This window comes from Psychrobacter sp. Cmf 22.2, assembly GCF_001921745.1.
GTDB lineage: Bacteria > Pseudomonadota > Gammaproteobacteria > Pseudomonadales > Moraxellaceae > Psychrobacter.
The window spans coordinates 461,952-480,573 of the sequence record NZ_MRYA01000001.1 but is presented as its reverse complement, the minus strand read 5'-3'; the positions used below and the strand labels follow the sequence as shown (position 1 = coordinate 480,573).

The following is an 18,622-nucleotide window of genomic DNA, read 5'->3' as shown; positions in this document are numbered from 1 at the left end:
CCCTATATGATGTAGGGCGGCTTTTTTGTTGCAGTTAAAACCATCATAGAATGATAGACTAATAACTATTAGTCAAATGATTAGGAGCCATTATGCAAGAAATAGAGCTGAAATTTCTAGTTCCAGAGTCGCGGCTTAAGGGTTTAATGCGTCAAGCGCAGGTTAAGTCCTCACAGACCATACAGCTAGCCGCCCATTATTACGATACGTCTGATCAAAAGCTTGCACAGGCTGGTATTGGCCTACGTATTCGTCAAGAAGGCGACACTTGGGTTCAGACCATCAAAGCTGGTGGTGATGGAATCGCTGCACGCCTAGAACACAATACTATATTAGATAATGAACAAGTAAAGGCAATGCTAGATAACGACACGCTAATGCCTGATTTGACAATTTACAAAGACACCTCAATTGCCCCTGCTCTTGCTGACTTTAAGCTCAAAAAACTGGCGAAAAAACTCACACGGCTATATTTGACCGATGTAGAGCGCACCACACGCTTGCTAATAGAAGACAATAGCGATGAAGACAGCAGTAAGATTGAGATAGCATATGATCGTGGCGAGGTTATCCATGGTAATGATGATACTCAGCGAAACTCTATTCAAGAGATTGAGTTTGAGCTGGTAGCAGGAGACGTAGATTTTTTATTTACGACAGCCAAAACCTGGTGCAAACGTTATAAGCTCTGCTTATCTACCGTAACCAAAGCTGAGCGCGGAGGTCTACTCATAAAAGGACAAAGTTATAGTCCAGCAGTTAGCGCTGATCTTAGCCAGCTAACCATTGATAAAAATAGCGATGGACCAGCCTTTATACGTACCGCTGTACATAACTGTCTATTACATATACTGCCTAATAGTAGTGCTATCGTAGCTGGTAGCGATGACAATGAACATATCTTGCAGCTGACTATCGGACTCACTCGCTTGCAAGCCGCCTTACAAGCCTTTGACAGCTTCTCTGATGAGATTAACCCTGACTGGCTTCCAATATTAAAACAAACCGCGACCTTACTTGCTGACTATCAAAAGCTTGCCTATCTCACCACTCACATTGAGCCCAAACTACAAAGTCACGGTGCACCTAGCGTTGATTGGACAGCAGATATTGAAACCCTCAAGATTCAACCAATTGACGTTGTAAGCGCCAATGACTTTCAGCTCACCTTACTAGAGCTGATTGCTTTTACCATGAGTAATCCAAGCCTCGAACCAAGAGCAGACAAGCCTGCTGTCGACAAATCAGCGAAGATTCTATCGAAGCAGTATACAAAATTTATTGAAACTGAGCGAAGGTTACAGGATAAAAATGCAGCCAATGACAATGAGCCTTATAGTGAAAGCTCAAAAAGCGTTAATCTAAAAAGCAGAAATCATAATCAGATCCAAGACGACTTATATTGTCAGTTGGTAGAATTACGTTATACCAGTGAATTTGCCTCACTCTTATTAAGTAAGAAAAAAGCTAAAAAGAAAGCCAAAATTTGGTTGAAACGTTTGGTCAAAGCACAACAGGCATTGGCACAATATCGCACTCATACACAGTACCAACAGTATTATGAGCGACGATCAGCGACTGATATCAATGCGTTATATGGTACAGGCTGGTTTGCTGCCACGCTAAAAAAAGACCTTAAACACGCCAGAAAACGCTTGGCTAAAGTTCAAGACAGTCCCACCTTTTGGTGAACATGCTTACAACGATATAACAGAAGTATAGAATAAAAAAGACAGTACTATTGATAAGTGCTGTCTTTTTGAGATTTGAATTAATAAATACAACATTATTTGTTGTTTACACGTTTTGTCTACACACTTACTCATTAACTCGCGATAATAGTGACAGTATCACTCTCTTCAACTTGTGCAAATAGCTCAACAATGTCCTCATTACGCATACGCACGCAACCATGTGACAGCGGCACGCCCATCGGCTCCGTATCTGGCGTACCATGAATATAAATATAACGCTGATAAGTATCGCAGCCGCCTTGACTATTACTGCCCTTGTTCACACCTTCTTCTAGACCGCTCAACCATAAGATACGGCTCAATATCCAGTCGCGCTTAGGGTGCAGCTGACCAAACTTGGCATCATATACTTCTCCTGTAAGCACACGTCCGACAAACACAGCATTTATAGCCGCATCGTTACCTATTTTTTTTGCAATGACATGTCTACCAAGCGGTGTACAACCACTATCTTGCTGGCTGCCAATGCCGTTTTTTGCCGTTGACACTAAATATTGGACAACGACTTTGTCCTGCTGATATAGAGTTAAAGTCTGCTGTGCAACGTTGATAATCAGCTGTTTTTCGAGACTAACGTGGTTGTTCATAAAAGCATCCGATTGTGATTCATCAAACGACTCATGGCGTTATGATTAAAAATGATTAAAAATTTCTATTATTAAGGGATTGTATCAAGGCATTTGGCACCGTAATATAGAGGCACACTTTTTGATGCTAGCAGATTATGACGACTATTTCACCGACACGCGTGTCGATGTATGACTTTTTATATCAAGATACCCAGCCCATGATATCATTATTAGCTGATGTGGCTCAGCTATCATTACCGCAGACGCGCCTTGCCGTTGGTTCTGGTTTACAAGCGATTGTATGTGCTTTACTCGCTTACCAGCAGCATTATCAAGGACAATCTGTCAGCAAAAAACTATTTAATCGTAGTGCCGTAAAAGAGCTACGTCAATATAACTCTATGAACTTTGCTACTATCGAGGCAACCTTATATTATCGTCATGATGCTGCTGATACCGTATTTAAAGACAGCGCTGATATAGTTAAAGCTAGCGAATATATTGCCAATCAAATCGACGCTACTACTGTGCAGGTACAAGCCTTACTCAGCTGTTTGTGCGTTATCGTTTTGCGCGAACTTGCTATATTAGCGGACTACAGTCAGCTTGATAATGATGAGATAGACAAGTGGTTTGCTTTACAACCTCAGTTTTTGTCAACGGATCGGTTTGCCACTAAGACGACACCTTCAGACACTATCTCTACAAACGTAGAACCTACTACAAGCATAGTACCCGATATAGAAACTAAAGAGGCAGTACCAGAAAATATAGAGCCAAAACGCTTAAATAATGAGCAGTTATCCAGTACGCCACCAGCCTTCGATCCCTTTTGGTATGAGCTGACTGCATTTAAACCTGACAATAATGAACCTATACAAGATATGCAGCTTGCAACTGGTAATTACTTAAAGGCCATTGGCCGTTCATCTGAAAACATCCAACAAGGCGGACATAATGATTTACTCATGTTTGCAGAGATGCCTGCTATCACATTGCCACACCAGCGCTGGCTACTACAGTTGGCCAAAATTTCAGAGATTTACTTACAGCGTAATCGCCTACGTATTACCTCTGAACCTGCAAATCCACCAAAACCTCCACTGGTCAGCCTTGGGCTTATCAACGGTAATAGCGACAATACTCCGGCAACCATCAGCGAAAAACCGATTGAGTATGACGCACCGACTCCCATTTGGAAAAACCCTGTTATCCTAGTTATTATTTTTGTAATTGGAGGCCTTAGTGCCCTTGCCACCTTAAAATATCAGACGCAAAAGTCCACTGGTGTCGTCTCTGCAACAGAAGAAGTAGTGGCTCAAGACCTTGTTAAAGAACGTCAGCAACAAGATATCGCCATTGTCAAAGTAGATAATGAAGATTCTGCCAGCTCAGACACCGTAAAAACTGAATAGACAAAGACAGTCATCAAAAAAACCACAAAAAACAGAGACTCTACGGGTATAGGTCTCTGTTTTTTATCGTTTAAAGCATTAACTGACTATCAAAGATGGTTTCTTTGATAGTTTCTTTAGCTTATTTTGATAAGTCGCGTCCACGGCTAGCTTCGATAGCCAAACGCAACCCATTTAGACGGATAAAGCCTTCTGCATCTTTTTGATCGTAGGCACCAGCATCATCCTCAAAAGTTGCGATTTTCTCATCAAATAATGAATCATCAGACTTACGACCAACGACACTCACCGCACCTTTATATAGCTTTACACGTACCGTACCATTGACATACTCTTGTGATTTGTTAATCAACGCTTGTAGCATCATACGCTCAGGACTGAACCAATAGCCGTTGTAGATGATTTTTGCATAGCGTGGCATTAGCTCATCTTTTAGATGTGCAGCTTCACGATCTAGCGTCAACGACTCAATACCGCGATGCGCTTTTAGCATGATCGTGCCAGCTGGCGTCTCGTAACAACCACGTGATTTCATGCCAACGTAGCGGTTTTCTACAATATCCAAACGTCCAATGCCATGCTTACCACCAATCTCGTTTAGCTTAATCATGACTTCGTAAGGCTTAAGGGCCTCACCATCGATAGCAACGATATCACCTTTTTCATACTCTAGTTCTAAATACTGCGGCGCGTCAGGCGCTTCTTCTGGGCTCACTGACCAGCGCCACATATCATCTTCTGCTTCTGTATACGGCTCTTCTAACACACCGCCTTCATAAGAGATGTGCAAAAGGTTGGCATCCATCGAGTATGGTGACTTTGTCTTTTGGTTGGCATAGTCGATTGCGATGTCATGCTCTTCGGCGTACTTCATCAAGCTCTCACGGCTAGATAAATCCCACTCGCGCCACGGTGCAATGGTTACCACATCTGGAGACAAAGCAACTGCACCAAGCTCAAAACGTACTTGGTCATTACCTTTACCAGTCGCACCATGACTGATCGCATCAGCATTGTGTTCTTTGGCAATTTCAACCAAACGCTTGGCAATCAATGGTCGCGCAATAGAGGTACCTAGCAGGTACTCACCTTCATAGATAGCGTTGGCACGAAACATGGGGAACACATAGTCACGAGCAAACTCTTCACGCAAGTCTTCGATATAAATGTTTTTGATACCCATCGCTTCAGCTTTGGCACGTGCTGGTTCAACTTCCTCACCTTGACCGATGTCAGCAGTAAAAGTAATCACTTCAGCATCATAAGTTTCTTGCAGCCATTTAGCGATAATTGAGGTATCAAGGCCACCTGAATATGCTAATACGATTTTATTGATATTTTTTGGATCAAGCTGAGCCATGAACAACTCCTAATATAAGAATTTAGTTATCAGAAAAAATACTGATAATGAATCGAAGATTAAATTGCCTACTCAGTGTACATCATATTCACAATTGGCAAAAGGATAACGGCTTTGTAGATGATGATTTATCGAATATATCTACCATATATACTAGTAACGTTAATGCGTATAGAAAAAGCTGGCGCGTATGAAAAATTTCCCTCTTATTAATAGCAGATTAGGTAGTTATATTTGGGCATATATTTAGTCCAGCGGTCAAATCTGCTATGATGGTTAAGGTTTATACCTCGCTATAAATAAACACAGTGACGAATAAGCAGCGTTATGTAGAACAAGCCATTTGGTCGTAATTTTTTACAATTAAGATACTAGATCAAAAACCTTCGCCCAAATCAAAATGGCCTCGTTGCAGCGTTTATAGCTTAGTATAGTTTACTACCCTCTTTTTTCACTACCTCAAGACATAGAACACTATGACTCAAACTACTGATTCCATTAAAGAGTTAACCATCCTTCAGCCTGATGATTGGCATATTCATTTACGTGATGATAAAGCACTAGCGACCACTGTCAAACATGCAGCAGCAAGTTTTAATCGCGTTATTTGCATGCCAAACTTGGTACCACCAGTCAAAAACGTAGATGATGCTCGTGCTTATCGTGAGCGCATTTTACAACACCTGCAAGCCAGTGATTTAGACGCTGAGCGCAAAGCTGCCTTTGATCCGCGAATGACTTTATATCTAACCAATCAAACCACTGCAAAAGATATTGAGCTGGCTGCACAGTCTGGTTTCGTACAAGCGGTTAAGCTTTATCCAGCAGGAGCCACAACCAACTCTGCTGATGGTGTAACTGACATCAATGCTTGCGTTAATGTGTTTGAAGCCATGGAAAAGTACAATCTGCCGCTGCTATTGCATGGTGAAGTGACACACGATCATGTCGACATCTTTGATCGCGAAAAGCGATTTTTGGATGAGGTGCTTGGACAGATTATTGCCAAATTTCCTACTCTTAGGATTGTGATGGAGCATATTACCACTAGTGACGCGGCTGACTTTGTCTTGGCACAAGGCAATCAGGTGGCAGCTACGATTACCCCGCAGCATCTAATGTTCAACCGTAACCATTTGCTACTTGGCGGTATCAAGCCACACTTCTACTGTTTGCCTATCCTAAAACGCAAACAACATCAAGAAGTACTGCTCAATGTGGCTACTAGTGGCAGTCCAAAGTTCTTTTTGGGCACAGACTCAGCGCCACACGCCACAGACAAAAAAGAAGCTGCTTGTGGCTGCGCAGGCTGTTATAGCTCGTCAATAGCCTTGCCTTTATACGCTACTGCATTTGATAGTATTGGCAAAATTGACAAATTAGAAGGCTTTGCCAGTCGTTTTGGCGCTCAATTTTATGGACTGCCAGTCAACGAAAACACTGTTACTCTGACAAATAATCCTATGCAAGTGCCGGCAGGTTACCCTTATTTTGATGGACAAACGCTTACCCCACTCATGGCTGGTGAGATACTACCATGGTCTATCAAAGCTTAAACCGTGCTTAAACACCCTTAATGCGACCGAGATGCTGTGAGTGTTTCATTGCTACTACATTAGTAGTATTGGATACTCACAGCATATCAGTGCATTTATATCATCGATAAAAGTGACTTAACTTAATATGACCATTCAAAACGACGCTCCCTTGTCTAATGATGATTCATTACACATTCAAACTAGCAGTCCTAAATCTAATAATAAAGGCATAGATTTGCCTACCGATTCTGATGCTAACCAAACCTATGAGGAGACTGAGCAAGATTCGGCTCCAATGACTATGAAAGAGCGCTTTCGTAAGTTTATACCCGTCATTGTAGATGTAGAGACAGCAGGTTTTAATGCACAAACTGATGCATTGCTTGAGATTGCTTGTATTCCAATCTTATTAAACCAGGATGGCGTATTTTATCCAGGAGAAGCGCTTAACGCTCATATTGAGCCTTTTGAAGGTGCCAATTTAGAGCCGAGATCATTGGCATTTACTGGTATTGATCCCAACAATCCTATGCGTAAAGCGATTGCAGAAGATGAAAAAACCGCCTTACGCCGTATATTCAAAAGTTTAAAAGAAGTGCGCCGCGCCGAAGATTGCCGTCAATGCGTGCTAGTCGGTCACAATGCTCATTTTGACTTGGCATTCTTGAATGCTGCAGTCATGCGTACCAATAGCAAAAATCACAATCCGTTTCATCAGTTCTCAGTATTTGACACGGTTACTTTATCAGCTTTAGCTTTTGGTCAGACAGTACTTGCACGTGCTTGTAAAGCCGCAGGACTTGAGTTTGACGGCAATCATGCTCACTCAGCGCTCTATGATACCCAAAAGACTGCTGAGTTATTTTGTCATATTCTAAACCATTACCCTATGTTGCCTAATGCTTTACATACTGAGCAAACAGAGGTAGAGTTGAATGACAACGACGACGAATAAACAGTAGCGACAGTAGCGGATGGTTATTATTACATTTATTGGTCATTAAGTTGGTTTTAGTATTTAAATAACTTTACCATCTTGATTTTATAATCAATAAGAAGATGACTGTTGAAACCATAGTAAATAATAAAAAAGATAGCTGTCTATTAAAGTTCATGTACTCTACTGCATAAATGCAATTGATAGCTCACTTCTCTTCTATGGTTTCTAGCTATATCAACACAGTAATTTTCTGTAGATGATCTGAGTTGCTCATATCCTATATCACGTACATAATGCGCTATATAGGTAAGACGGAGGGACTTTACAATGGATCCACAATTTAAATTATGGGCTACCATTCTTGGCTATATGTTACTGGCCGTGACTATCAGTGCTTGCACTTCTCTATGGATTCGCCATCATTTAAAGAGTAAAGACTTGCATCCCCGCCGCGCTATCAAAAAAAGGTATTTAATTTTAAAAAGACGAAGAAAAAGGCTTGACACAAAGCGTAGACGCCATTAGAATGTGCACCACTTCAGCATAAACGGTGAAAGCAGCTGAAGGTGTAGTACCTAGTCCCCATCGTCTAGAGGCCTAGGACACCGCCCTTTCACGGCGGTAACGGGGGTTCGAATCCCCCTGGGGACGCCATATATTAAATCGCTATAGCAGTTAATTTAGCGTTTTTTAAGCCCATAAAATCTATTGGATTTTATGGGCTTTTTTTGTGCCTGTTGATGTACTCTAGTGGCCTCGCTGCTCTAGTTGTTATATACGCAAAATAGAAAAAGCCAGCAGGACGCTGGCTTTTTATAAAGCACTGTGAATTTATTTACTATTAGAATTTATCAGAGAGCATAAACCATAACAATGCCAATATAATAAGTGCACCTAGTACCGTTTGAATTAAGAAAAAGGCTTGGTGCTGTCCCACTACTCTACCTAACGTCAGACCTAGTGCATTGTACTTAATTGGTTGAGCATCGACGTCGCCTGTTTCTTCTTGCTCTTTATAATAACCTTTTAATATTTTCAAGAATTGCTTCCATTCATTAGGGGCCCAGTTATAGGGTTTAAAAGGCATAAGAGCCTTCGCTTTAGGATCACTAATCATCCATCGTTCAAGGATGATGGAGCGTAACGACCATCTAGTAAATCCACGCTCGCTAATCTCCGAAAACTCTAAAGTCTGTATATCTTTGTGTCTATCATCTAATAAAAGACGGTTTTTTAAATTGGTTAATACTTGCTCTGACCCTTCTACGCACTGAAAAAAATAACCATTGCCATAACAAAGTACGCCAGTAATGTTATCGTCCTTATTGTTTTTTATAGAACATTCAGCGATGTCATTTAATGTACTAGCGCCTGATAATCCAGTGGAAGTAATTCGGCTAACATATACAAACTGATAAAGATCTAATTCTTCTGATTTGTTTATAGTAGTAATGTCTGACAAGTAAATGCCCCTTAAAGTCAAGCGAAAGAACGCCCATAATTTTCAAAATAAAGAAACAAGCCTAAAAATAAAATTTCGTATCTCGTCATATTATTGATATTATAGGTTTTATTATTAATTGTATTAACTTAGTTACATGATAAGGCAGTTTGGTCAACTAAGCAACTTAATATGTAACCTAGATCTAGAAAATTGTAACCAGACAATGTTCTATACTTTCTCTTATATTCGGAAATGTAGATATATCAAGGGCTAACGCAGTCTATGACCAAGAAAACAGGAAATAAAAATTTTGTTACTGCGCTACGTTAATACTACACTAATAGACACTTATAATTATTGAGATCAATAAGAATGATAGATAGCGTATCAAGATTACTATTTATAACTAATATCATTGATGGAAGTAGAGATATAGAAAGAGGGAAATCTTAATTTTGAGCGGTTAGGATGGCTGTTAATAATATAGCATCGTCAGGATAGGTCAGTTTGATGTTTTGACGACTGCCATTAACCAGTCGAATAGGAAGTTTTAGGTGCTCAAAAGCACTGGCCTCATCTGTAATCATAAGCTGATGTTCAGACACATAAGCCAATACTTGCTGCAATTGACCCAAGCGAAATACTTGCGGCGTTTGCGCTTGCCACATATTACTACGATCAATCGTACGTGTAGTATAAGGATGCGCGCTACTGCTAGTCATAGCATCACTTATAGAAGGTATATCTGCAAGTTCAGATGTAGCGTTGGATTGCAGATAGGACTCTTTTAGAGTATCGGCGACAGGAGTAGCCAGAATAGCGCCATACGGCTCCAGCATTGCCGCTTCGATCACTTTATCGATATCAAGACTTGGAACAGCAGGACGCGCGGCATCATGAATCAAAACCAAATCTGAATCTGTAGCACCTGCGTTACTAATTGCCTTGACACCTGCTAGTACCGATTGCCAACGTTCCGTACCACCGATGGTATAATGTATAGGAAGCTTAAAATCAAGCGTCTGCGCCGTATTGTCATTTGCCGCTATCACCAATAGGCACTCATCAATATACGCACTACTAGCAAGTCTTGCTACGCTGTTTTGTAGTAGCGTCTGCCCTTGCAATTTTATATATTGCTTAGCAATAGATGCACCGAAACGACTACCGCGACCTGCAGCGACAATCATCGCGTGTACACTAGGTTTGGTATTCATAACATGCTACTCATGGTTATAGCCCATCAGAACCTTGCTCAAAAAAGACAAACTTTAAGAGTTAATATAAAGTTAAATAGAATCGTCGTCGTATAGGGAGGGTTTGATGAAATCTCAACAAAGCTACTGACGACTATGGGTGGTGGGTGCGGTTGATACTTGTACAAAAGTCTCGTTTGGCTTGATCAACCCTAAGTCTAAACGAGCGTGCTCTTCTACTGCTTCAAGACCGTTTTTTAGGTCGTGTACATCAGTACGTAATAGGTTATTGGCCGCCACTTGGTTGTCATTTAGGCGCTGCTGATCTTCGATTTGAGTAAGCAGTTTATTATGCTCAAATCGACCATTTTCACCCAACCAATACTGATATTGCAGCCCTAATAGTACTGCAACAGCTAAAGCGAGTAATATAAATTGGCTAAAGTATTTCATAAAACGATAACGCCAAATAATATAAAGATATCAAATAAAAACTAGCTAAGCTTACTAGACAATATATAAATCTCCATATATCGTCTAGTGTTAACCACCAATACAGCTTAAGTATTAACCACGTAGACCGATGAACTCTTCACGGCCACGATAGCTTGCACGTACTTGTTGCTCAATACGCAACAGCTGATTGTATTTCGCTACGCGATCTGAACGGCAAAGTGAACCAGTTTTGATTTGGCCTGCCGCTGTACCAACTGCCAAATCTGCAATCGTGCTGTCTTCAGTTTCGCCTGAGCGATGTGAGATAATCGTTGCGTAACCGTTTTTCTTCGCAAGATAAATCGCATCTAGGGTTTCTGATAAAGTGCCGATTTGATTAAACTTAATCAAAATTGCATTGGCAATATTTTTATCGATACCTTCTTGCAAGATAGCAGGATTGGTCACAAATAAATCATCACCGACCAACTGTACTTTATCACCAATTTGCTCAGTCAAATATTTCCAGCCGTCCCAATCAGACTCATCAAGACCGTCTTCGATAGAGATGATCGGATACTGGCGCGCCAGTCCTACTAGATAGTCTGAAAAGCCTTGGCTATCGAAAGCCTTGTTACCCTCACCTGCCAGAACGTATTGACCATTCTTATAAAACTCAGTAGCAGCGCAGTCTAAAGCCAAATGAATGTCTTCACCAGCCTTATAACCGACTTGCTCAATCGCTTGCATGATAACGGTAATGGCCTCTTCGTTGCTACGCAAGTTTGGGGCAAAGCCGCCTTCATCACCAACTGCTGTATTTAGACCTTGTGATTTTAGGACAGACTTTAAGCTATGAAAAATCTCAGTGCCAGCGCGTAGTGCTTCTGAAAAGCTGGTAAAACCAACTGGCTCAATCATAAACTCTTGGATATCAACCGTATTATCCGCGTGCTCACCACCGTTTAGAATATTCATCATCGGTACAGGCATCGTCAAAGAGGTCTGATTACGTAAGTCAGCAATATATTGATGTAATGGCAAATTTTGTGATTTGGCAGCAGCTTTGGCAGTCGCTAGAGAAACCGCTAGCATGGCATTAGCGCCTAGGTTGTCTTTGTTTTCTGTACCGTCTAGCGCAATCATCGCATCATCGATGCTTTGCTGCTCAGTGACATCTTTGTCCATTAATGCACTGCGAATTTGACTGTTGACATTGGCAACGGCTTTTTTGACGCCTTTACCCATGTAGCGAGATTTGTCGCCATCACGCAGCTCAAGCGCCTCACGTGAGCCAGTTGATGCGCCACTTGGGGCAGCAGCACGGCCAATAGTACCATCAGCTAAGATAACATCGGCTTCAATCGTTGGGTTACCGCGCGAGTCTAAAATCTCACGAGCGCGAATGTCTTTAATTGCGGTGACGTTGGTAATTTCTTCAGCGTACATAATGTCTGTTAATTCCTTTGGTCATGCCAAGTTTGTGGGATAAAAAACGGCAACTAGAATACAAAAAATAAAGCAAAATATCTTATAGCGTATATATTTGAAACAATGATAAACCCTTATTCAATCATCTGTTTTCAAGTGGCATTGAAGGTTTATTTGATACAATAATACTCGGCTATAGTGCTTGGCATCATAGCATATATTTAGTCAAACTTCCCTTATCTTACACCAACTTGCGTCCATAAAACCAAACTTACATATGACGCTGGCCGTTATTATCTCGTTTAAGTGCATATATTGTTAAAAAATATCTTTTTTAGGTCTTTGATGGGTCATAGCTATCAAGATTAGACGTAGATACTGTATTATCAAGCTCAACCTTCATCTTAAACTGTGTTAATCGTAGCGCATTCATCAATACTGAGATAGAGCTTAGCGCCATAGCAGCGGCAGCTATCATGGGATTTAAAAAACCAAAAGCGGCAAGCGGTATACCTAAACAGTTATAGATAAAGGCAAAGAATAAGTTTTGTTTGATATTGCGTAACGTTGCTTGAGCGATCTTTTGTGCCGCATCTATATGCATGAGCGACTCGCCCATCAAACGTGCAGAAGCACTATGCTGAGCGACATCTGTCCCCTCAAACATCGCAAAGCTTGCATCAGCGGTGGCCATCGCTGGCGCATCATTGACCCCATCTCCTGCCATCGCAACTTTATGACCTGCCGTTTGCAGTACGGCAATTTGGCTGGCTTTATCACGCGGGCTCATCTTGCCATAAGCTTTTTCGATACCCAACTGTCCTGCCACATGATCGACGACCGACTGCTTATCACCACTCATCAAAATGACATTGATGCCAGAATCTTGTAGTGCATTAATAGCCTGCGAGGTATCAGTCTTTAGATCATCAGCCAAGGCAAAAGCGCCTAAGGGTTCATCATTGACACTGACGGCAACCGTACTGGCAATCTGCCACACCTTTGGCATCAGCTTAGGTAAACTTAAACTGGCAAACTCTGCCGTACCGACCTTGACCAGACCAAGACCTTCTATGTTTGCTTGTATACCAGCACCTTTGATGACGCTGATATCAGTGACCGTCAACAACGACAGATTGCGCGCTGTTGCCGCATTAATGAGTGCCGTTGCCAACGGATGACTGGCATGTGCTTCAACACTTGCAGCAATTTGCAATACGTCATCTATAGGTAAGGACTTATCGACCATAACTTGGTCAACGATGGTAGGTTTGCCGACAGTCAATGTACCGGTTTTATCCAACACGACAGTATCAATATTGCCTGCTGCCTCAAGGCTTTGCGCATCTTTAAACCAGACGCCATGACGCGCAGCGACACCCATGCCCGCCATGATAGCCGCTGGCGTCGCCAATCCAAGCGCACAGGGACACGCAATCACCAACACCGAAACTGCATGCATTAAAGCGGTATCAATCGTACCGGTCAGCCACCATGTCAGCGCAAAAGTGACGATAGCAATGGCCACAACGACTGGGACAAATACTGCTGTTACTCTATCAGCCAGACGCGCCAAATTGGCTTTGGAGCCTTGCGCATCGCTAAGAGCTTGCACCATATCACCAAGTTTGGTATCGCTACCTTTTGCACTGACGCGATATAACAAGCTACCGTTTTCGACCAAAGCGCCTGCAAGCAGCTCATTGCCTTCTTCTTTTTTTAGAGGGACAGACTCGCCAGTTAAATGACTCTCTACGCACCAGCCACTACCACCAATGACCACACCATCGGTGGCAACACGACTGCCTTGCTTGGCACGCAGGATATCTCCGACCTGCACGTCTTGCAGTGCGACATTGTGAAAGTCGCCATTTGACTGTTGTTGTTCGACTTCATCTGGCGTCAATGACAACAATAGATCGATACTATTAAGGCTATGCTTTTTAGTGCGTTCTTCTAGATACTTACCAGTACGAACAAAAGCAATGACCATGACCCCTGCTTCAAAATATACTGCAGGGCCATGTCCACCGCCATGGCTATTTTGCAGTAAACTGTTTAATGTGCCATCGCCATGCGTGAGCCATAAATAGGTTGAATACGCCCAAATAGTCACTGTACCAATGACGACCAGCACATCCATATTGGCAAGACCACCTTTGATGGACGCCCAAGCACTTTTATAAAACGGCAACGCCAAGCCAAATTGTACAACGGTTGCAAGGATAAATTGAATCCAAACAGGCGGCATCCACGCCATACCCTGTCCAAAGAGCATCCCCGCCATACCGACTAAAAACGGTACCAAGCAGACCCATAGCGCAATTAATCGCCATGGATACTCTGTCGCGGTATCTTTATCCGTCTTGGCAAACAAGTTATCAGCGGCCTGCAAGTTTGCGACAAAACCTGTTTTATTCACCCACTCTGCGACTTGTTCAGGTGTTGTCTGCGCTGGATCATAATCGACATTGGCGGTCTCACCTGCGAAGTTTACATTCACTTCATAAACTGAGGGTTTCTTATTAAGGACTTTTTCGATTCTAGACGCACAGGCCTGACATGTCATACCATCAATGGCTAATTGCAAGTGCGCGCGTTGAGGCTCAAGCAGCGTATTAGACTGAATATCAGTGTCGACATCATAAGATTGGTCATTGGCAGTACGGATAGAATCATTCATAAGTAAGACTCGTTACAACGTTGATGAAGCATTTATAGAACGTTATGAGCTATAAAAAAGGCTAGCAATTAGATAAAAGTCTAAGTAAATCAGGAAGTTTAGTTAGGTCTGTGTATGGGTATTTAGTTTGTCGCTCTCACAAAATATTTGTATCATTATACTAAAATACATATTATCGATATATAGTAGATGGTTGTGACGACTAAAATTTCAAGGGTATACCATTAAACAAAGCAAATACAGATGCTAGATATGAGTATAACTACTAACTATGACTTATAGTCACCACATAGCCATAAAAAAGCCATTAAAAAAACCAGCCATCATAGCTGGTTTTATGGTAGAAAAAAGTTTAAGAGTTGGCGACTGTGGCATCAAATCCTGCTTCATCGATAGCAGACGCAATAGCCTCTGCGCTGGTCTTACTATCGTCGAAAGTCACCGTTGCTAGATTGTCAGCAAGATCGACAGAAATAGTGTCTATACCATCAATACTGTCAGTCGCAGTATGCACACTTGCCACACAACCGCCGCAAGTCATACCGTCGATTTTGATAATACGTGTTTGGCTTGCCATGTTGAGCTCCTTATTATTATAAATTAATGAATTGCTTGTATGAAAATCTAGTAATTAACTATTAAAGACTTATCAAAACAACGTTCGACTAGCATAAGCCGAATCATCGTTAACAACAACACCTTTTGGTTATCACTTTATTAAAGAATAATAGCTTTTTGCTAACATGATAAGATTATTTAGTTATCATAATGTGGATTTTGCGGTGCATCAATAGGATATGGCTGGGTCACATAATCGACCGTACTAATCGCAGCTGTTAGGGCGTGAATACTGGTATCGGTATCATCGTAGCGCACGGTTGCGATGCTACTCGCTGCATCAAGATCTATCGCCGTCACGCCTGTGATATTCTTTAACGCTATCATAACACTGTCTAACCCTTCAGCGTCATCAATATTCTCGATACTCACTTGTGCCGTCTGAATTGCCATTATGCTGTCCTCTTTACCTATCGATTAATGGGTATCTAATACTTCAAAGCCTTTGACCAAATCATCAATTTGCTTGAGCTGGCGCAAGAACGGCTCTAATTGACTGGTTCTCAAGGCGCATGGCCCATCACATTTTGCCGTTTCTGGGTTTGGATGCGCCTCTAAAAATAGCCCTGCTAGTCCCGTTGCCATACCAGCACGTGCAAGGGTGGTAATCTGCTCACGGCGACCGCCTGCACTATCACTACGTGCACCTGGCTGCTGCAGACTATGCGTCACATCAAAAAATACTGGGATATCCATTTGCTTCATGGTATCAAACCCGAGCATATCGACGATCAGATTATTATACCCAAAGGCGCTGCCACGCTCACATAGAATAAGTTTGTCGTTACCACCTTCCAAGCACTTATTGACGATATGTCGCATCTCATGCGGCGCTAAAAACTGTGCCTTTTTGATATTAATAATCGCGTCTGTCTTTGCCATTGCATGGACTAAGTCAGTCTGACGCGATAAAAACGCAGGCAGCTGAATAATATCAGCAACCTCAGCGACTGGTGCTGCTTGATATGGTTCGTGCACGTCAGTAATGATCGGTACTTGGAACTTTTCTTTAATTTGTCCTAGCCAATCGATACCCTGCTCTAACCCAGGACCACGATACGAATGCAGGCTTGAACGGTTGGCTTTATCAAAGCTGGCTTTAAATACGTAGCCTATCCCCAAACGCTGGCATATCTCAACATACTGCTCGGCAATCTCAAATGCCAACTCTTTTGACTCTAAAACATTCATACCGCCGAACAATACAAACGGCTGATCATTACCGATATTTATCGTCTTATTATTAGGCGTGTTAAGCTGAATATGTGCTTGAGCTGTAGATAAATTATCCATGAAACAGTTATCCTCTTTATAGTTATCAATATCTCTACCCGCTATTGTAACCGATGGCTAAATTAAAAAAAGTGTATAAGCGTAATTAGTGACAACAGACAAGTTGTAGAGTAACAGACGCAAATACTATCAAATACCAATGGACTATCAGCTCATAAAAAAAGACCAATCCGAAGATCAGTCTTTTGATTGGTATAAGCGCTGTAATAAAAGCCTAAACCCTTACTTAGCTTCGCTATAGTTCTTTGCAGCTTTCACAAAGCTGTTAAACAGTGGATGACCACCGCGTGGCGAGCTGGTAAATTCAGGGTGGAACTGTACCGCGATAAACCATGGATGATCCGCAATCTCAACCGACTCAACCAGATGCTGCTTGGCTGAATAACCTGATATAGTCATGCCTGATTGCTCTAATGGCTCGATATAACGGTTATTCATCTCATAACGATGACGATGACGCTCTGTGATATTACTAGCACCATAGATCTGGCTTAATTTGCTACCAGAAACCAGTTCAGCTTGTTGTGCGCCCAGACGCATCGTACCACCAAGATCTGAATCATCGCTGCGAATCTGTAACTCGCCGCGCTCATCTAACCATTCAGTGATTAAGCCTATAATAGGCTCTGCGGTCTTGCGATCAAATTCAGAAGAGTTGGCATTAATCTTAATTACATTACGCGCATACTCAATCACTGCTAGCTGCATACCAAGGCAGATACCTAGATATGGGACGTTATTTTCACGAGCATAAGTAATAGCTTGTATCTTGCCATTCGTACCGCGCTCTCCAAAACCACCTGGCACTAAGATGGCATCAGCATCATTTAACTGTGTCAGTAAGCTATCATCATCTTCTAAATGCTCAGCATCAATGTAATTGATTTTGACATCTGCTTTATGAGTAATACCCGCGTGTAGCAATGCTTCGTTAATAGACTTATAAGCATCGGGCAATTCGACATATTTGCCGACCATCGCTACAGTAACGGTTGATTCAGGGTTTAGCTGAGCCTCAACCACCTTGTCCCAATCGCTCAAATCCGCTTCGGGTACATCAAGACCAAAACGCTCACAAATCAAATCATCAAGGTCTTGCTCATGAAGGGTGCGCGGTATCTGATAGATACTCTGTGCATCTTCACACATAATGACTGCACGCTCTTCGACATTGGTAAATAGCGCAATCTTACGGCGGTTGTCCTGCGAGATATGATGATCAGAGCGGCAAATTAAAATATCAGGCTGAAGGCCAATCGAACGCAGCTCTTTGACTGAATGCTGGGTAGGCTTAGTTTTGGTCTCGCCCGCACTAGCAATGTAAGGCACGAGCGTTAGATGCATTAGCATGGCGCGATTACGACCAAGCTCCACTTGCATCTGGCGTACCGCTTCCATAAATGGAAGTGATTCGATATCACCGACCGTACCGCCAATCTCGATAATGGCAATATCATAGCCTTCGCCACTGGCAAGAATCTTACTCTTAATCTCATCAGTGATATGCGGAATAACCTGTACCGTACCGCCAAGATACTCACCGCGGCGCTCTTTATTCAATACGTTTTGATAAATGCGACCACTGGTAAAGTTGTTACTTTTACTCATCTTAGAATGACGTAAAAAACGCTCATAATAGCCTAAATCTAAATCCGTCTCCGCCCCATCTTCAGTGACGAAAACTTCACCATGCTGAAACGGACTCATCGTCCCTGGATCAACGTTGATATACGGATCCATCTTAGTCATGGTTACACTCACGCCGCGCGCTTCTAATATCGCAGCGAGGGAAGCTGCGGTAATACCTTTCCCTAGTGAGGACACTACCCCACCGGTCACAAATATAAACTTGGTCATAGTACTCTATCGGTAATTGGTAAAAGAGGATTTTACTAAAAATACACCATAAAATATAGGGCAAAAACTCAAAGTCTCTTAAACTCTTA

Annotated in this window: 15 protein-coding genes and 1 tRNA gene; 5 read left to right on the top strand and 11 right to left on the bottom strand. The window is 42.1% G+C overall.

The features are described 5' to 3' along the window. Positions 1-92 precede the first annotated feature (92 nt). A complete protein-coding gene (locus BTV98_RS02070) occupies positions 93-1,691 on the top strand; it encodes a CYTH and CHAD domain-containing protein (protein ID WP_058369195.1) in 1,599 nt (532 codons plus the stop codon). A gap of 134 nt (positions 1,692-1,825) precedes the next feature. Here the strand turns inward: BTV98_RS02070 and BTV98_RS02065 are convergent, their stop codons facing one another. Beyond that, the gene (locus BTV98_RS02065) at positions 1,826-2,341 is read right to left on the bottom strand and encodes a L,D-transpeptidase (protein ID WP_058369196.1); all 516 of its coding nucleotides are present in this window, start codon (positions 2,339-2,341) and stop codon (positions 1,826-1,828) included. 137 nt (positions 2,342-2,478) lie between these two features. On the opposite strand from BTV98_RS02065, the gene BTV98_RS02060 reads away from it, so the two are divergent. Continuing rightward, the gene (locus BTV98_RS02060) at positions 2,479-3,738 is read left to right on the top strand and encodes a hypothetical protein (protein WP_058369197.1); all 1,260 of its coding nucleotides are present in this window, start codon (positions 2,479-2,481) and stop codon (positions 3,736-3,738) included. A gap of 121 nt (positions 3,739-3,859) precedes the next feature. Here the strand turns inward: BTV98_RS02060 and BTV98_RS02055 are convergent, their stop codons facing one another. After that, complete coding sequence (locus BTV98_RS02055; RefSeq protein ID WP_075102804.1) at positions 3,860-5,098, bottom strand: argininosuccinate synthase; 1,239 nt, start codon at positions 5,096-5,098, stop codon at positions 3,860-3,862. 476 nt (positions 5,099-5,574) lie between these two features. On the opposite strand from BTV98_RS02055, the gene pyrC reads away from it, so the two are divergent. From pyrC to BTV98_RS02040, 3 genes are all read left to right on the top strand, one after another. Next, positions 5,575-6,654, top strand: coding sequence for a dihydroorotase (gene pyrC / locus BTV98_RS02050; RefSeq protein WP_058369199.1), 1,080 nt, complete (start codon positions 5,575-5,577; stop codon positions 6,652-6,654). Between the two features lie 277 nt (positions 6,655-6,931). Further along, positions 6,932-7,591 carry a ribonuclease T gene (rnt, locus tag BTV98_RS02045; protein ID WP_227511765.1) on the top strand — a complete coding sequence of 220 codons (660 nt, stop codon included), beginning with the start codon at positions 6,932-6,934 and terminating at the stop codon, positions 7,589-7,591. Positions 7,592-8,154: 563 nt separating this feature from the next. After that, positions 8,155-8,230 (top strand) — tRNA-Glu (locus tag BTV98_RS02040). 187 nt (positions 8,231-8,417) lie between these two features. Here BTV98_RS02040 and BTV98_RS02035 read toward each other — a convergent pair. The 9 genes from BTV98_RS02035 to BTV98_RS01995 all read right to left on the bottom strand — a co-directional run bounded on the left by BTV98_RS02035 (position 8,418) and on the right by BTV98_RS01995 (position 18,533). After that, positions 8,418-9,038 carry a BLUF domain-containing protein gene (locus BTV98_RS02035; protein WP_256713818.1) on the bottom strand — a complete coding sequence of 207 codons (621 nt, stop codon included), beginning with the start codon at positions 9,036-9,038 and terminating at the stop codon, positions 8,418-8,420. A 431-nt stretch (positions 9,039-9,469) separates the two neighbouring features. Next, a complete protein-coding gene (locus BTV98_RS02030) occupies positions 9,470-10,237 on the bottom strand; it encodes a 2-C-methyl-D-erythritol 4-phosphate cytidylyltransferase (RefSeq protein ID WP_058369201.1) in 768 nt (255 codons plus the stop codon). Positions 10,238-10,360: 123 nt separating this feature from the next. Then, positions 10,361-10,669, bottom strand: coding sequence for a septum formation initiator family protein (locus tag BTV98_RS02025; protein ID WP_058369202.1), 309 nt, complete (start codon positions 10,667-10,669; stop codon positions 10,361-10,363). Between the two features lie 114 nt (positions 10,670-10,783). Next, positions 10,784-12,100 carry a phosphopyruvate hydratase gene (gene eno / locus BTV98_RS02020; RefSeq protein WP_058369203.1) on the bottom strand — a complete coding sequence of 439 codons (1,317 nt, stop codon included), beginning with the start codon at positions 12,098-12,100 and terminating at the stop codon, positions 10,784-10,786. 316 nt (positions 12,101-12,416) lie between these two features. Continuing rightward, complete coding sequence (locus BTV98_RS02015) at positions 12,417-14,765, bottom strand: cation-translocating P-type ATPase (protein ID WP_058369204.1); 2,349 nt, start codon at positions 14,763-14,765, stop codon at positions 12,417-12,419. Between the two features lie 352 nt (positions 14,766-15,117). Further along, positions 15,118-15,342: a heavy-metal-associated domain-containing protein gene (locus BTV98_RS02010; protein ID WP_058369205.1), complete on the bottom strand. Its 225-nt coding sequence runs from the start codon at positions 15,340-15,342 to the stop codon at positions 15,118-15,120. A 179-nt stretch (positions 15,343-15,521) separates the two neighbouring features. Further along, the gene (locus tag BTV98_RS02005; protein WP_058369206.1) at positions 15,522-15,776 is read right to left on the bottom strand and encodes a heavy-metal-associated domain-containing protein; all 255 of its coding nucleotides are present in this window, start codon (positions 15,774-15,776) and stop codon (positions 15,522-15,524) included. 24 nt (positions 15,777-15,800) lie between these two features. Continuing rightward, a complete protein-coding gene (kdsA, locus tag BTV98_RS02000; RefSeq protein ID WP_075102803.1) occupies positions 15,801-16,676 on the bottom strand; it encodes a 3-deoxy-8-phosphooctulonate synthase in 876 nt (291 codons plus the stop codon). A 222-nt stretch (positions 16,677-16,898) separates the two neighbouring features. Beyond that, positions 16,899-18,533 carry a CTP synthase gene (locus BTV98_RS01995; protein WP_075102802.1) on the bottom strand — a complete coding sequence of 545 codons (1,635 nt, stop codon included), beginning with the start codon at positions 18,531-18,533 and terminating at the stop codon, positions 16,899-16,901. Positions 18,534-18,622: the final 89 nt, after the last annotated feature.

Excerpts from the sequence above, each read along its gene's own strand:
- BTV98_RS02070 (WP_058369195.1), top strand. The coding sequence starts at position 93 with ATGCAAGAAATAGAGCTGAAATTTCTAGTTCCAGAGTCGCGGCTTAAG.
- BTV98_RS02065 (WP_058369196.1), bottom strand. The coding sequence starts at position 2,341 with ATGAACAACCACGTTAGTCTCGAAAAACAGCTGATTATCAACGTTGCA.
- BTV98_RS02060 (WP_058369197.1), top strand. The coding sequence starts at position 2,479 with ATGACGACTATTTCACCGACACGCGTGTCGATGTATGACTTTTTATAT.
- BTV98_RS02055 (WP_075102804.1), bottom strand. The coding sequence starts at position 5,098 with ATGGCTCAGCTTGATCCAAAAAATATCAATAAAATCGTATTAGCATAT.
- pyrC (WP_058369199.1), top strand. The coding sequence starts at position 5,575 with ATGACTCAAACTACTGATTCCATTAAAGAGTTAACCATCCTTCAGCCT.
- rnt (WP_227511765.1), top strand. The coding sequence starts at position 6,932 with ATGACTATGAAAGAGCGCTTTCGTAAGTTTATACCCGTCATTGTAGAT.
- BTV98_RS02030 (WP_058369201.1), bottom strand. The coding sequence starts at position 10,237 with ATGAATACCAAACCTAGTGTACACGCGATGATTGTCGCTGCAGGTCGC.
- BTV98_RS02025 (WP_058369202.1), bottom strand. The coding sequence starts at position 10,669 with ATGAAATACTTTAGCCAATTTATATTACTCGCTTTAGCTGTTGCAGTA.
- eno (WP_058369203.1), bottom strand. The coding sequence starts at position 12,100 with ATGTACGCTGAAGAAATTACCAACGTCACCGCAATTAAAGACATTCGC.
- BTV98_RS02015 (WP_058369204.1), bottom strand. The coding sequence starts at position 14,765 with ATGAATGATTCTATCCGTACTGCCAATGACCAATCTTATGATGTCGAC.
- BTV98_RS02010 (WP_058369205.1), bottom strand. The coding sequence starts at position 15,342 with ATGGCAAGCCAAACACGTATTATCAAAATCGACGGTATGACTTGCGGC.
- BTV98_RS02005 (WP_058369206.1), bottom strand. The coding sequence starts at position 15,776 with ATGGCAATTCAGACGGCACAAGTGAGTATCGAGAATATTGATGACGCT.
- kdsA (WP_075102803.1), bottom strand. The coding sequence starts at position 16,676 with ATGGATAATTTATCTACAGCTCAAGCACATATTCAGCTTAACACGCCT.
- BTV98_RS01995 (WP_075102802.1), bottom strand. The coding sequence starts at position 18,533 with ATGACCAAGTTTATATTTGTGACCGGTGGGGTAGTGTCCTCACTAGGG.